The organism is Limibacterium fermenti, from assembly GCF_041902845.1.
GTDB lineage: Bacteria > Bacteroidota > Bacteroidia > Bacteroidales > Dysgonomonadaceae > Limibacterium > Limibacterium fermenti.
Genome location: NZ_CP159486.1, coordinates 3,743,809 through 3,758,123, shown reverse-complemented (window position 1 = coordinate 3,758,123; position 14,315 = coordinate 3,743,809). Strand labels below are relative to the sequence as shown.

Genomic DNA, 14,315 nt, shown 5'->3' with positions numbered 1-14,315 from the left:
CGGATAATAGACTTGATTTATCAACGAATCGACAGGTTTTCTAAAAAATCACTATTTTTGCTTGACATTATAATCACATAGTAGAATGGAAACAAAAGAACAAACAGTAAAAAATACTCACCACGGGCACGCCATCAAACGTTTCCGCCGTACTTTGGGGATAAAACAGGAAACGCTGGCTTCAGAGATGGGACTTAGCCAGGCCCTTATATCCACTTATGAACAGAGAAAGGTTCTCAACGACGATGTAATCGAACATTTTGCCAAAGCCCTGAATGTGGCTCCCGAGTTGATTAAGGAATTGGAAGAAGACCCGGTGACTTTTATCATTGAAAACAATACATTTGAAAAGGGAAGCGTGGGTAATATAGCGTACGCGAATGATAATTTTGAAAATTTTGGCAACACGTATAATCCGGTCGAACATATTCTTGAATTGAATAAAGAGAAAACTGCCTTGTACGAACGGATACTCGAATTGGAGAAAGAGAAAAACGCTCTTCTGGAGAAGTTGCTAAAAGACAAAGAAAGAGTGTAGGTCACGAATAATAGACTTGATTTATCAACGAATCGACAGGTTTTCTAAAAAATCACCATTTTTGCCTGACATTATAATTACATAGTAGAATGGAAACAAAAGAACAAACAGTAAAAAATACGCACCACGGGCACGCCATCAAACGTTTCCGCCGTACTTTGGGGATAAAACAGGAAACGCTGGCTTCAGAGATGGGACTTAGCCAGGCCCTTATATCCACTTATGAACAGAGAAAGGTTCTCAACGACGAGGTAATCGAACATTTTGCCAAAGCCCTGAATGTGGCTCCCAAGCTGATTAAGGAACTCGAAGAAGACCCGGTAACGGTGATTATTGAAAATAACAGCATAGAGACTAATCACGGTAAAGGATATGTAGCTATTGATAATAGTACAAACCATTATAATCCTGTAGAGAAGATTGTAGAGCTTTGTGAAAAGTTATTGGAAAGAGAGCAGGAAACAGTTAAATTACTGGAGAAGTTATTAAAAGACAAAGAATAAGAGTGCGAATCTCGAATGATATGACATTGGTTATTGGAAAACTCATAGGGTTTCTAAAAAATCACTATTTTTGCCTGACATTATAACAACATTACAGAATGGAAACAAAAGAACAAACAGTAAAAAATACCCACCACGGGCACGCCATCAAACGTTATCGTCATGCATTAGGCATTAAACAGGAAGCTCTGGCCGCAGATATGGGAATCAGTCAGACTCTTGTGTCTTTTTACGAAAAGAAAAAAGTGATCGAGGACGATATGATCGAAAAATTTGCCAAGGCGCTGAACGTAGCCCCTGAATTGATTAAGAAACTGGAAGAAGATCCGGTGACGGTCATTATAGAGAATAATAACATTGACAATAATTCAGGATCGGCATACAACTATGTGGCGGGAGATAGTGTCATTAACAACCCGATAGACAAAATAGCTGAACTTTTTGAGAGATTGCTGGAAAAGGAGCAGGAAAAAATTAAATTACTGGAGAAGTTTTTAAAAGACAAAGAATAAGAGTACGGATCGCGGATGATATGACATTGGTTATTGGAAAACTTATAGGGTTTCTGAAAAATCACTATTTTTGCCTGACATTATAATTACATAATAGAATGGAAACAAAAGAACAAACAGTAAAAAATACCCACCACGGGCACGCCATCAAACGTTTCCGCCGTACTTTGGGGATAAAGCAGGAAACGCTGGCTTCAGAGATGGGACTTAGCCAGGCGCTTATATCCACTTATGAACAGAGAAGGGTTCTCAACGACGAGGTAATCGAACATTTTGCCAAAGCACTGAACGTGGATCCCAAGCTCATCAAGGAACTGGAAGAAGATCCGGTAACTTATATCATTGAAAACAACACATTTGAAAAGGGAAGCGTAGGGAATATAGCATCCACAAATGAAAATTGTGGCAACACGTATAATCCAATCGAACAAATTCTTGAATTGAATAAAGAGAAAGTTACCCTATACGAACGGATGCTTGAATTAGAGAAAGAAAAAAATACCCTTATGGAGAGGTTGTTGAAGGATAAGGAAAGAGTGTAAATCGAGGATAATACGACATGGTTAATCAGCAAATTTACAGGGTTTCTAAAAAAGTCACTATTTTTGCCTGACATTATAACTACATAGTAGGATGGAAACAAAGGAACAAACAATAAAAAACACTCATCACGGGCACGCCATTAAGCGATATCGTCATGCATTAGGCATTAAACAGGAAGCGCTGGCCGCGGATATGGGAATCAGTCAGACTCTTGTGTCTTTTTACGAAAAGAAAAAAGTCATCGAGGACGATATGGTCGAAAAATTTGCCAAAGCGCTAAACGTTGCCCCCGAATTGATTAAGGAATTGGAAGAAGACCCAGTAACTTTTATCATTGAAAACAATACTTTTGAAAAAGGGAGCATGGCTGGGATTTATAATGTTGGAGACTTTATTAATAATCCCGATCCTATTGACCGTTTTATAGAATTATCGAATGAGAAAACGGCTCTCTATGAAAGAATCGTCGAATTGGAAAAAGAAAAAAATGCTCTCTTTGAGAAATTCATGAAAGACAAAAAATAAGAGCACGAATCGCGGAGAATGTCATGATTAGACACTTGGTACCGGCACGTTCTGAAGTTTTATCGCTTATCAAGGAAACCAGAGATAACTCCCCTCTCTTATCTAACCACAGGATAATAAACTGTGGCACTCAGGTTGTGAATGTAATAAACAAAGTTATACAGCTCAGAGAAGGATTTACTTCTTGTTTATAATTCCTGGCGTGATTAACTTGTAAAGCATTTGACTTAAAAAACCAGAGGAAATCATTAATTGCGGAATCAAGAATTTTACTTGAAAATAGTTTAGATTTTAGAAATTAATCAGATATGGCAGAAAATTTCATAACAATAGACGGCAAAAGAGAAAAAGCCGAGATAGAAGATGCAAAACTTTCTGACGAAAGTGAAATCATTGCTTTTTTCAGGAATGAAGAAAAAATACCGTTAAATAAACTCACAAAATACTACTTGAATGAGAATCTGAATTTTTTGTGTGGTTCGGGTACATCTGCCTCTATTGGAGGAAAAACAATCAATAAAGGAGTGAATCCTTTCGATTCAATTATTGCTGAACTTAAAACAATTAGCACACCTAAAGAACACATTATACAACTTATAAAATACTTTAAATCAACAGATTTATTGGAAAAGAAATTCGACAAAATCAATCAGGAATATTTGTACTATCTGAATAACAAAGAGGATTTGAAAACCGCTAATGAAATCAAAACCTATTTGGAGAAAGCCTTGAAAATATTTGTGGATAATTATGTTCCTTTCCCTATTGAATATGTTGCGGATAAACTCGATATACATGAATTATTTATCAATAAAATCATTAGCAGAAAAGAAAACTTAAATAGACCTAAAATTTTCACGCCTAACTATGATTTGGCTTTTGAAAATGCTTGTGAAAAAATGGAGGTTAGTTATAATAACGGTTTTCGTGGCGTTCATATGCGAAAGTTTGACCCTGATACTTTTTCCAACGAAACTTATATCAGACAAGATTCTGTTGAAAAAGGGAAGCGAATAGCAACTTATCTAAACATATACAAATTACACGGAAGTATTTCTTGGCAATACGCAGAAAACATTAACGACCTCTACAATTTAAAGGAAATTCAAATATCCGATACGCTTAAAAAATCTAATTTTTCGTTGGATAGCCTAATGATTTTTCCTATCCAAACAAAAAAATCATATTCGCTTGATTTACCCTATAGCGAGTTATTTCGTAACTTCTCAAAATGCCTTACGGAAAGTCAAAATACATTGGTTATAATCGGATATTCGTTTTTAGACGAACATATAAACGACATAATCAGAGCAGGGCTTTATAATCCGAATCTCACAATGATTATTCACTCATACGATATTGTTAATGATGATAGTCCACAATTTTTGCAGACTTTGAAAAATAGAAGCATTGATGATACCCGAATAACTTTGTTTGAAGGTAAATTGGTAGGGGACTTTTCAAATATTGTCAAATATTTGATTCCACTGAATTCATACACCACGCCCAAAGACACAATTATTGAAACATTAACCAAATTAGCAAAGCAATAAAAATATGGCATTTAAAATTGGCGAAGTATATAAAATTTCCAATCGTTACTTGGAAGTAATTCATAACAAAGACATTTTTTCAAAACCTGTATCTTCTGTTAAAGGGCTTCACATTGTCGGAATGTTGAATAGTTATGTTTCTATACCATTGTTCAATTCTCAAAATGCTATAGGAATTATTTTTGAGCAGTTAGAGCCTGCAAAAGAAAGAGATATTTTATTTGACCCGAAAACGGAATCAATAATATCAAAAATAAGGCTTATTGGAACGTTTAATCTTATAAACCAAAAATTTAAAAGAGGATTAGATTTTTTCCCCGTGTTAGATTCAGATGTTTTCACAATTGAAGAAAAGGAACTTGAAGCTATTTACAAATCTTCCATAAAACCTGATTTGCCGACATTGGAACTTGGATGTGATATTTTTTTTGAACAAATCAAAATAAATGCCGACCCCAATGTACTATTTGGAAAGCATTGTGCTGTTTTTGGAAATACTGGAAGTGGAAAGTCTTGTACTGTAACTTCTATTTTACAAGGAATATATCACAATAAAAATAGATTACACAACGCAAAAAACAAAAATCTGAAAACAATTATTATTGATTCCAACGATGAATATTCAGAAATCTTTAATGAAAATGAAGTGAAACCTGATTGGGTAATTTTAAAAGATTACACAGAATTAGAATTATCTCATAAAGATTTAAGTTTCTATGAATTAACACAGTTATTGCAGGAAGATTCCCCAAATGTTATTCCTTATTTGAAAGAAGCAGTAATGACTTTGAAAAACACAACTAATGTTGACGACAAAATTTATTACGAATTTTCACAATTACAAATAAAAATTGAAGAGGCTGTACCATTAGACAAAAATGGAAAGAAAGATAATTTTACTATTGGGTTTTTAAAACATATTATCAATCGTATTAAACATTTTTCTTCTGATGAAAGATTTAATTCAGTATTCAATAAACAAGGGAATTCAATTGAAGATTTTTTAAATTCTAAAACGGAGCAAGTTTTGATATTATCTTTACGAGTACCCAATGATACTCTTGCTTTGTTTGTTTATATGATAAGTAAAAGCATTTTTCATTATAAATATAATACAGCGAACAAACAAAAAGACAATATTTTACTTGTATTAGAAGAGGCTCACAGATACATTGCAACGACTTCTACTGACCAACTCAACAATTATTATATTGATAAATTGGCAAGAGAAGGACGAAAGTTTGGTGTTAATCTGATGATTTCAACACAAAGACCTTCGGAAGTATCAAATACGGTTATATCTCAATGTAATTCATTAATTGTTCATAAAATAACCAATAGTAAAGATTTGGATTTTATAAAAAACACAATCGAATATGATGATAAAAGCCAAATAGATTTGCTGTCAGGTTTAAAACAACAGCAAGCATTGGTTTTGGGGGAAGCATTTGCTTTTTCGTCATTGATAAAAATTGCAGATGCGAATCCCTTACCTCATAGCGAAACGCCCAAGATATTTACAAACGACTGATTAAAAAACACAAAAAAGCAAGCATATAACACTCCGTATAAGAAATAGCGGGGAAAGTAGTAATTTCAAGTATTGTAGGTAAGTCCCGATAAAATACCTATTTCGGGGTTATTGATTTTTCCTGACCTTTGCCGGCAAACTTGATTTAATGAAGCCAATCAGCAAAGAAGAATTCATCATGATCCTCGAGCGCCAACAGAATAGCGGGTTAAGCATCAAGGATTTTTGCGATAACGCGTCGTACACCCACTCGAGTTTCTATTACTGGAAAAGCAAGTACGGGCTTACCCGCTCATACAACAATCATCCTCAGGGCACGTCCCCACCGGACAAGCTGACCCCGATAAACATCAACCTGCCGGTGAAAAAACCGGTGCCGTCTCCTTCTGCCGGAGGAGATGGCCGGGGCGAGATTATCATCAAATTACCAATTGTTCAGATATCAAACATTTAAGAATCGGAGGCCAAATAGCAAAATGTTTTTAGGCCAAATAGCAAAATAAAATCCAGTCAAATAGCAAAGTTTAATTGTCTATCTTTCGTAAAATGAAGTAAATTTGATAGCTTTGCATCTAAATTAAATCGTAAATATGGCAAAAGTTTATAAGAAGCGTCTTGCAGATAAGATGCTAGCAGATAAATTGGAGGCAATGGGTGCTGTACTGATAGAGGGGCCAAAAGGTTGCGGAAAAACAACGACAGCCGAACAGCAAGCTAAAAGTATTTTATATATGGACGATCCAGAATATTCAGATCAGTATAAGCAAATGGCTCAAACCAATATTCGTTTTCTCTTGCAAGGAGAAACGCCGAGATTGATTGATGAATGGCAAAATGTTCCCAAGTTTTGGGATGCAATTCGATTTGAGGTAGATCATCGTGATGATGACGGACAATTTATGCTAACAGGATCTGCTGTTCCGCCTAATAGTAATGAAATCCATCATACAGGGACAGCAAGATATGGATGGTTGATGATGCGTCCTATGAGTTTATGGGAATCAGGTGATTCAAATGGTACTATCAGCTTAGGAGATTTGTTTAATTCTCCTAAGCAAATTGGGAGTGCCTGTGAAATGATATTAGAACAGTTGGCATTTCTTGTCTGCAGAGGAGGTTGGCCAAAATCAATATTCAAAAAAACAGAAAAAGCAGCACTGACGCAAGCCATAGAATATTATGAAGCAATAACCCGTGCTGACATATCAAGGGTAGACAATGTTCAGCGGGACGAGGAACGGGCAAAAAGACTTATGCGATCCTATTCTCGCCATCAAGGGAGTCAAGCCAGTATTCCAACGATTTTGGCTGATATTGCTGTTAATGAGGCGGCAGACATTAGTGATATAACAGTCACATCCTATTTGAATGCGTTAAAGAAGATTTTTGTAATAGAAGACATGCCTGCATGGAATCCAAATCTTAGAAGTAAAACAGCTATCCGAACATCTGACACACGATATTTTGTTGATCCGTCTATTTCATGTGCCGCTTTAGGACTTGGCCCTATGGATTTAATGAATGATTTAAACACATTCGGACTATTTTTTGAAACATTATGTGTCCGTGACCTGCGTGTGTATGCAGATGCATTAGATGGAAAAGTATATCATTACCGCGATAAAAACGGATTGGAATGCGATGCAGTAGTGCATCTTCGTAATGGCTCGTATGGTTTGATTGAAATCAAGTTAGGCGGTGACAAGCTTATTGAAGAAGGGTCAAAAAATCTCTTATCATTAAATGAGAAGATAGATACTACAAAGATGAAAGCACCTGCTTTTAGAATGGTACTAACGGGAGTTGGAACTTATGCATATAGAAGAATTGATGGCACCTTTGTTGTGCCTATTGGATGTTTAAAAGATTAAATGAGTTCTCAGAATAATACGCATGAAAGCAATACTCAATACATTTAAGGCTGGCAACGGCGACTGCATCTTTTTCCGATAAGTAAAAAGCTTCCCCCTGAACAATACTTCACACCTGTTTTGAGATATTATAACAAAAAGTCACTTTGTCCAGAATTGCTCGAATAACTGGAATACATCGTTAAAATATCTCTCTAGTGGCAGTATCACAAAGAATTAAATGTGTATAATTCTTCCCTACGAACAGCCTTATAATCTTCTGATAGCTTCTTGATAAATCTCATCATATATGCGAGTCATATTGCGCCCACTATTTGTATGTTCAGAAATAATATTCGTTATGATAAATATTTATTGGTTTTGCTATTACACTTTGTACAATTTTTCTTGTCTTTCCTTATTCAAGCCGGCTTTCCCGGTAACGCCATATCTAGGTTCACCACTATTATTAATCATCGTGGCAGGGAATCCGTTTGTCTTGAAATCCTCTGCTATTTCCACTTTTCTGTATAATAAAATCAAATAGAATGAATATCTTTGTGAATCATTATTTAATATGATGAAGTCAATTCTACAACAATTTGTGATGTTTGTGTGCATCGCACTTTTATTTTATTGCACATCGAATAACGGCGACCAATACATCGGTTACTGGTAAACGCAGGATTCGGATATAGATCCTGTAATGGAAATCAAAAGAGAAGGTGAAAGTTTTTACATTATCGAAGGCGAGAAAGAAATTCCGGCAACATATAGCAAGGAACATAAGACTTTAACCGGCGAAATATCAAATCCTTTTCAATCGGTTAAAATAGATTTGAATTTGCTGGATGATAATCATTTGAAATTAATTTTTTTTGGAGAATCCGAAGAAATACGTTAGGCTCACAGAAGAACAAGCTGAAAAAGTAATTGCAAAAAGAACGGCCTATTATGATCCGGATTTTTTTGTAGGTGAATAGAAAAATAATAATCAAAAAGGAGAAAATCTTGTCATTATAAAGGAAGACGGAGAATATTATATAATTAGCGATTTTTTAGGGAGAGTCAAAATGGAATATCATCAAGAGACTAAAATGATTGGCTATACCGTCAGACTAATGGAGATTAAGTATAGGCGCATCGGCGATAATGAAATACAATCTGTTGGATTAGGAAATAAAATCTATCATAAAGTGAAATGAATTCGAAGACTCTATGAATTGTAAACATTCGTAGATAGTAAGCGGATAGAAGACTATCACCTCTTCGCGTTCTTTTCGATGTGCTCTTTGAGTATAAGCGCGTGCGTGTGTATCTTCTCTTTCGACGCTTATAGCAACGTTACCACGTTCTTGGCTCCAATCTCCCGGAGAAATATTTTCATGGCCAGCTATTCGATTGTTGATTTTTCTTGATCTTTACAGTCAAAGCGGACATTGACAGTAGTAATGCTGTTGTCATTCTGATACACAATTATTTCTCATTGTTCTGTTCGCTATTAGCATGAATTCTAAAACAAAACGAAGGAAAAGAATCTATAATCTCCAAACTTTTACTTATATTTGTAACGCCCGTAACTGTTACGGGAATAATTAAAAAGTGAGCATGAAATTTTATAATAGAACAAATGAGTTGGCAGAACTGAAACGAATACAGGAATTATCGTTCAGCGACCATTCCCGGCTGACAGTAGTAACCGGAAGAAGAAGAATCGGCAAAACAAGCCTCATCATGAAGTCGGTTGAAGGTCTCCCGACGGTTTATCTATTTGTTGGTCGCAAAAACGAAGCTACGCTCTGCTCCGAGTTTATCCCCATTATCAGTCAATCGCTTGATACGTTTGTTCCTTCGGAAATCCGCACTTTCCGTTCATTATTCCAATATCTAATGGAAATGGCATCACATAAAACGTTCAATTTGGTTATTGATGAATTTCAGGAGTTCTACAACATCCATGAAGCGGTGTATAGTGATATGCAGAATATCTGGGACACTTATCGGAAGAAATCTAAGATGAATTTGATTGTATCGGGTTCTATTTATTCATTGATGCAGAAAATATTCCAGAACAATAAAGAACCTCTGTTTGGGAGAGCAGACAATATTATCAAACTATCGGCTTTTGATTTAACTACGCTGAAAGAAATTATACGTGACTACAATCCTGATTATACCCATGATGACCTACTCGCCCTCTATACCTTTACCGGTGGAGTTCCCAAATATGTTGAACTGTTTTGCGATAATGTTGCATTGAGCATCGACGAAATGATTTCGTTTATGATTCGGGAAAACTCTCCCTTTACCGATGAAGGGAAAAACCTATTGATAGAAGAGTTCGGGAAAAACTATGCGACCTATTTCTCTATCCTAAGTGCTATTTCGGGCGGTATCAATACACAACCTCAAATAGAAGTTGCGTTGGGAGATAAAAGCATCGGCGGTCAAATCAAACGGTTGATCGAGGATTATAATATTATCGTTCGCCAACGTCCGATATTGGCAAAAGGAGGAAGTCAAGCTGTCAGGTATGAAATACAGGATAACTTTATCCGTTTTTGGTTCAACTATTTCGACCGCCATCGCTCACTGATAGAGATAAAGAATTTTATCGGTTTGCAGGCTATCATTAAATCCGACTATCCAACTTATTCGGGTATCATGTTGGAAAGATATTTCAAACAGCAGTTTGCCGAAACTTTCCAATATCGGGCTATCGGTTCGTGGTGGGAGCCCAAAGGCAATCAAAACGAAATTGATATTGTCGCTCTGAAGTTGGAGAAAAACCAGGCAGTAGCAGCAGAAGTAAAACGACAAAAGAAGAATTTTAAGCCTGAATTATTGGCGACCAAGGTGGAGCATCTTAAGAATAAGTTATTACCTAAGTATCAGATTGAAATGGTGTGTTTATCGTTGGAGGATATGTAGGTGCTTCCTATTGTTTATGTACAACGTTGACGAACAAGCACTTTTATCAATTTATTTTCTGTAAGACCTGATGTCAAATCCAATAATATTGTATTTTTCACGGATTCAAATCCGAATTTATTATATATTTGTAGGATAATAAAGTTATTATGATACATAGGATATTAGAAAATACACTCCGTGAGAAATTAAACACGGGTAAAGCAATCATACTAATGGGTGCCCGTCAGGTGGGAAAAACGACTTTGGTAAAAGAACTCTTTAAAGATTCTGACGAAATGATTTGGCTCAATGGCGATGAATTGGATGTACAGAACCTTTTTGAAAATATATCGGCGACCCGTTTGAAATATATTTTCGGAAATAAGAAATATGTGGTAATCGACGAGGCTCAACGAATCAAAGATATCGGCTTAAAGCTGAAACTTATTACCGATGAATTAGCCGGGATACAACTGATCGCCACCGGCAGCTCTTCTTTTGATTTAGCCAATGAAGTGAACGAACCGCTTACCGGTAGAAAGTGGAAATACAAAATGTACCCTATCTCTTTTTCCGAGATGGTACAGCACCATGGGTTGTTAGATGAAAAAAGGCTGTTGCCTCATCGTTTGGTATATGGATATTATCCTGATGTAGTCAATAATCCGGGACATGAAAAAGAGATTCTGAAACAGCTTTCGGATAGTTATTTGTACAAGGACATTCTGATGTGGGAGCAAATCAAGAAGCCTGAAAAACTACTGAAACTTTTGCAAGCGATTGCTTTCCAAATAGGCAATCAGGTTTCTTATGCTGAATTAGGTCAACTTTGCGGATTGGATAGCAAAACAGTAGAAAAGTATGTTGTGTTATTGGAGCAATGTTATGTCATTTTTCGTTTAGGCTCATTTAGCCGTAACCTACGAAATGAACTTAAAAACAGCAAGAAAATTTATTTTTACGATAATGGCATTCGCAATGCCATTATCGCCAATTTTTCATTGACAGAAAACCGCTCCGACATCGGTGCACTATGGGAAAACTATATTATTTCCGAAAGGCAGAAAAAAATGGAATACGATAAGGGATGGCGCAACTGTTGGTTTTGGCGAACTACAGACCAAAAAGAAATCGACTATATCGAGGAAGGGGACGGAGAAATCCATGCATTTGAATTCAAATGGAATCCTTCTGCTAACTATAAAATACCGAAGCAATTTATACAAAATTATTCAGGGAGTACTTTTACCGTTATCCATCCGGATAACATGGAAGATTTTCTATTGTGATCATACTGTGCATAGCCTATTCATTTTACACAAGAATACCCTATTACTTTCAAATCTACAAACATTTGTGATTGTTTCATCAGGCAAATCAATATAGAAGGTTACAAGTTGTGGTCATTTGGAGCGGTGTCAAAAAGCGTTCGTCATTGTGGATTTAATCCGCAATCCCTTGATGAAAGGAGCGAATGTAATTTACAGGGATTTCGCATCAAGCGCGGAATGACGGTCTTTTGAAACAGCTTCTTAAATTGTGCGGTGAACTGCACGAAACCTTTTGTCTTGTTGTGAAAACCCGATATTCGTAATTTCCCCCGGTTAATGTCCCTATCCGAAAATGCTCGTCTTCATGCATTTGTTTTTTCACCTTAAGCGGTGCCCCTTCCAACAAGACTTGGCGAACAGTCGAGCCTTTATCGACCGGCAGATAAACATCCGCTTGCATATTGGGCGGAATGCCGATTGTCAATACATATTCGTTTTGGGAAATTTTATTATAATTGATCGTTACCCTTCCGCGGATGGTGGGCGTTACCGATTCGACCGACGATAACGTATAAATATGCGGGCGGATACTGATATGCCCGAATCCCGCAGTAACAGGCTTTATTCCCAGCAGGTACCGGGTGATAATATTTCCCGGTACGGCTCCCCAGGCATGATTCCAATCGAGGTTCGGTTTAAACTTGATGTCCCATGCTTCCAGCGCGACGGTCGATCCCGAGCGGATCATATTATACCAACTCCGTTCGCTTGTCGATGCCAGCAATTGTTCGGCATACCGTCCGTTTCCTCCTTCGTAAAGCGCCTCCATCAGGAATTGCGCTCCATATACGCTGCATGCCATTCCTCGCGAACGGATAAAGTTTTGTACGGATTGTTGGTATCTCGTGGGGACGAGGCCGAAGATGGATGCGAACATGTTGCTGTGTAGCGATGCGTGCAAAGTGGTATCTCCGTCGGTATATATTTTTCGTTTTGCATTGAAAAACGTATCGTTAAAAACCTTATAGACTCGTTTGTGGGCGGAGGCGAACAGTTCTTTGTCTTCTGTGTTTCCGGTGATGGATGCAATCTTTTCCATTATTTTCAAACCTTCGTAATAGAATGCGTTGACAACGGTGTTATGGTCGCAAAACACGAATCCGTCGCGTTCGCCGTGAGGCCAGTCGACAATATCTTTCACCGGCTCGTGAAAACGGATGGAACGCAGGAAGTCCGCCGTTTGCAGTCCCGTAGTGGTGGATACCAGTCCTTTATCGGTCTGGAGTTGCATCAGCGACCGGCTCTTCAGTACCTCATAATTCTTAGTCAGCGCACGTGCGTCGCCCGTATAGAGATAATCGTTCCAGGCGATGAGTATCGCTTGGAGTATCCATTCGGTAGGCCATGTAGGCTTTTCGAGGATATATTCGAGCGATCGCCGTGCCAGCGAATAATCCCTGTCCACGGCGTAGTGACTCAGTTGGTTGATCAGGATATCGGCTTCGTAAGGAATGCGTTCTCGATCTCCATCGACATATACTCCCGTGAAAGACGTTGCTTTTATGGTGTGTTTGCAAAGGTTCCACAATTGATTGAGCGTGTCGTTGTCGCATCGGAAAAACGATTCGTTATCGTCAAATGGATACTGTACCGTTTCGCGCGTCACATCGCCAATGGTTACCTCCGGGTTTTCGCTCCGGATTTCAGCATACCGGAAAGGCATCACTTCTCCGATATACGACGGCATTTTGACCGCCGCTTCGAGTGTGTTCCGCCTGTCTTTATGTATTTTGATACGGTAAAAGTGCGTCCCTTTCATCAGGACGAGCGTGTGTTGTTGGTAACGGATGGTTCCGCCGGGGCGGGTGTCTACGCGTCCGTCTTGTTGTTTTTCACCTATATGGATGATCAGAGTGTCATTTCCTTCGGGAGAGGTGGCTTGTAAAAGCAGTTGTCCGAAAGCTGCTTTCCCGAAGTCAAACATCCGGATGCCGGTGTCGGGGTCCGATTGAGTGAGCGGTTTGTCGGCATCCTTGACTAATAATTCGCCCGAATGACGGTACGGCTGGAGTTGATCGCCCGTACGGAAGGCGGCGACGTCCGACCATTCGCTTTCACCCCCGGTGTTGGTAACGGTTTTTACCCGCCAATAATACACGGTATTCGGATGCAGGGTTTCTCCTTGATAAGAAGCGGCAACCGATTTATCCGAAGCGACGGTGCCGCTGTCCCAAATGGTACCCCTACCTTTGGTGGCGTGGTGTAGCGAGTCGGAGACAATAATGCGGTAGGCTGTTTGCAGCGTTCCTTTTCCATTGTCCGGAACGATCCAGCCGAAAAGCGGCCGGGAGGAATGTATGCGAGTGCTGTTAGCCGGTTCGATGGCTTTTTCTTGTTGCCAAAGAGGGATGGAGGATGGATATCCTCCCACGAATACGGTTCCGGTGTGTTTCAACAAGTCTGTCATCAGCCCGGAAGGCTTATTTTGTGCCAGGATACAAAAAAGAGTGGAAACAAAAGACAGAAAGCTGATAGTGAATACCGTTCGTTTCATGTTTTTACTATTATTCTTTCAC

13 protein-coding genes are annotated in these 14,315 nt (G+C 38.2%); 12 read left to right on the top strand and 1 reads right to left on the bottom strand.

All coding sequences use genetic code 11. From position 1 onward, the window contains the following. Window positions 1–85 precede the first annotated feature (85 nt). The 12 genes from ABNK31_RS16215 to ABNK31_RS16160 all read left to right on the top strand — a co-directional run bounded on the left by ABNK31_RS16215 (window position 86) and on the right by ABNK31_RS16160 (window position 11,757). The gene (locus ABNK31_RS16215; RefSeq protein ID WP_418893468.1) at window positions 86–538 is read left to right on the top strand and encodes a helix-turn-helix domain-containing protein; all 453 of its coding nucleotides are present in this window, start codon (window positions 86–88) and stop codon (window positions 536–538) included. 89 nt (window positions 539–627) lie between these two features. Continuing rightward, a complete protein-coding gene (locus tag ABNK31_RS16210) occupies window positions 628–1,041 on the top strand; it encodes a helix-turn-helix domain-containing protein (RefSeq protein ID WP_418893467.1) in 414 nt (137 codons plus the stop codon). Between the two features lie 98 nt (window positions 1,042–1,139). Next, complete coding sequence (locus tag ABNK31_RS16205; protein ID WP_418893466.1) at window positions 1,140–1,553, top strand: helix-turn-helix domain-containing protein; 414 nt, start codon at window positions 1,140–1,142, stop codon at window positions 1,551–1,553. A gap of 98 nt (window positions 1,554–1,651) precedes the next feature. Beyond that, complete coding sequence (locus ABNK31_RS16200) at window positions 1,652–2,095, top strand: helix-turn-helix domain-containing protein (RefSeq protein WP_418893465.1); 444 nt, start codon at window positions 1,652–1,654, stop codon at window positions 2,093–2,095. A gap of 91 nt (window positions 2,096–2,186) precedes the next feature. Further along, entirely contained in the window at window positions 2,187–2,621 is a 435-nt protein-coding gene (locus ABNK31_RS16195; RefSeq protein ID WP_418893464.1) for a helix-turn-helix domain-containing protein, read from the top strand. Between the two features lie 308 nt (window positions 2,622–2,929). Next, window positions 2,930–4,174 (top strand): SIR2 family protein, encoded by a 1,245-nt coding sequence (locus tag ABNK31_RS16190; RefSeq protein ID WP_418893463.1) that lies wholly within the window; start codon window positions 2,930–2,932, stop codon window positions 4,172–4,174. Between the two features lie 4 nt (window positions 4,175–4,178). Then, window positions 4,179–5,705 (top strand): ATP-binding protein, encoded by a 1,527-nt coding sequence (locus tag ABNK31_RS16185; RefSeq protein WP_418893462.1) that lies wholly within the window; start codon window positions 4,179–4,181, stop codon window positions 5,703–5,705. A 148-nt stretch (window positions 5,706–5,853) separates the two neighbouring features. After that, window positions 5,854–6,159 (top strand): IS66 family insertion sequence element accessory protein TnpA, encoded by a 306-nt coding sequence (gene tnpA, locus ABNK31_RS16180; protein WP_418893461.1) that lies wholly within the window; start codon window positions 5,854–5,856, stop codon window positions 6,157–6,159. Between the two features lie 136 nt (window positions 6,160–6,295). Next, window positions 6,296–7,576, top strand: coding sequence for an ATP-binding protein (locus ABNK31_RS16175; RefSeq protein ID WP_418893460.1), 1,281 nt, complete (start codon window positions 6,296–6,298; stop codon window positions 7,574–7,576). Between the two features lie 685 nt (window positions 7,577–8,261). Further along, window positions 8,262–8,459: a hypothetical protein gene (locus ABNK31_RS16170; protein WP_418893459.1), complete on the top strand. Its 198-nt coding sequence runs from the start codon at window positions 8,262–8,264 to the stop codon at window positions 8,457–8,459. A gap of 704 nt (window positions 8,460–9,163) precedes the next feature. After that, window positions 9,164–10,486, top strand: coding sequence for an ATP-binding protein (locus ABNK31_RS16165; protein WP_418893458.1), 1,323 nt, complete (start codon window positions 9,164–9,166; stop codon window positions 10,484–10,486). Between the two features lie 149 nt (window positions 10,487–10,635). Continuing rightward, complete coding sequence (locus ABNK31_RS16160) at window positions 10,636–11,757, top strand: ATP-binding protein (RefSeq protein ID WP_418893457.1); 1,122 nt, start codon at window positions 10,636–10,638, stop codon at window positions 11,755–11,757. A 208-nt stretch (window positions 11,758–11,965) separates the two neighbouring features. Here ABNK31_RS16160 and ABNK31_RS16155 read toward each other — a convergent pair whose 3' ends face one another. Continuing rightward, complete coding sequence (locus tag ABNK31_RS16155) at window positions 11,966–14,293, bottom strand: alpha-L-rhamnosidase C-terminal domain-containing protein (RefSeq protein WP_418893456.1); 2,328 nt, start codon at window positions 14,291–14,293, stop codon at window positions 11,966–11,968. Window positions 14,294–14,315: the final 22 nt, after the last annotated feature.

Excerpts from the sequence above, each read along its gene's own strand:
- ABNK31_RS16185 (WP_418893462.1), top strand. The coding sequence starts at position 4,179 with ATGGCATTTAAAATTGGCGAAGTATATAAAATTTCCAATCGTTACTTG.
- ABNK31_RS16195 (WP_418893464.1), top strand. The coding sequence starts at position 2,187 with ATGGAAACAAAGGAACAAACAATAAAAAACACTCATCACGGGCACGCC.
- ABNK31_RS16170 (WP_418893459.1), top strand. The coding sequence starts at position 8,262 with ATGGAAATCAAAAGAGAAGGTGAAAGTTTTTACATTATCGAAGGCGAG.
- ABNK31_RS16175 (WP_418893460.1), top strand. The coding sequence starts at position 6,296 with ATGGCAAAAGTTTATAAGAAGCGTCTTGCAGATAAGATGCTAGCAGAT.
- ABNK31_RS16190 (WP_418893463.1), top strand. The coding sequence starts at position 2,930 with ATGGCAGAAAATTTCATAACAATAGACGGCAAAAGAGAAAAAGCCGAG.
- ABNK31_RS16165 (WP_418893458.1), top strand. The coding sequence starts at position 9,164 with ATGAAATTTTATAATAGAACAAATGAGTTGGCAGAACTGAAACGAATA.
- ABNK31_RS16155 (WP_418893456.1), bottom strand. The coding sequence starts at position 14,293 with ATGAAACGAACGGTATTCACTATCAGCTTTCTGTCTTTTGTTTCCACT.
- ABNK31_RS16210 (WP_418893467.1), top strand. The coding sequence starts at position 628 with ATGGAAACAAAAGAACAAACAGTAAAAAATACGCACCACGGGCACGCC.
- tnpA (WP_418893461.1), top strand. The coding sequence starts at position 5,854 with ATGAAGCCAATCAGCAAAGAAGAATTCATCATGATCCTCGAGCGCCAA.
- ABNK31_RS16200 (WP_418893465.1), top strand. The coding sequence starts at position 1,652 with ATGGAAACAAAAGAACAAACAGTAAAAAATACCCACCACGGGCACGCC.
- ABNK31_RS16205 (WP_418893466.1), top strand. The coding sequence starts at position 1,140 with ATGGAAACAAAAGAACAAACAGTAAAAAATACCCACCACGGGCACGCC.
- ABNK31_RS16215 (WP_418893468.1), top strand. The coding sequence starts at position 86 with ATGGAAACAAAAGAACAAACAGTAAAAAATACTCACCACGGGCACGCC.
- ABNK31_RS16160 (WP_418893457.1), top strand. The coding sequence starts at position 10,636 with ATGATACATAGGATATTAGAAAATACACTCCGTGAGAAATTAAACACG.